Annotated in this window: 1 protein-coding gene; it reads left to right on the top strand. The window is 67.1% G+C overall.

Translation table 11 applies throughout. The features are described from left to right. On the top strand, positions 1-255 hold a 255-nt coding region (locus DUT91_RS26050), incomplete at both ends, for a hypothetical protein (protein ID WP_160113741.1).

The raw sequence follows: 255 nt of genomic DNA, 5'->3' as shown, positions 1-255 counted from the left end.
GCCGACGGCAAGACCGTCACCAGCATCGAATACACCGGCTCCGGCACGGCTACGGCAACCGTGAAGGCCAGCGCCGGAACCACGCCGGATATCGGCACGCTCCAGGTCGATTTCGCGCAAACCGTGAGCCTGCCCGGCGCCGGCACGATGACGCTCACGTCCACCGATGGCACCGACAACCTGACGGAGGGCCAGCCGCACCAGTTGACGTGCACCTATCGGGACAGCAGCGGCAATCTGGTCCCGGCCAACACC

It is taken from the genome of Paramesorhizobium salinisoli (assembly GCF_003335045.1).
Lineage (GTDB): Bacteria > Pseudomonadota > Alphaproteobacteria > Rhizobiales > Rhizobiaceae > Paramesorhizobium > Paramesorhizobium salinisoli.
Note: the sequence above shows the minus strand (reverse complement) of the source record. Positions and strands in the feature narration are given on the sequence as shown.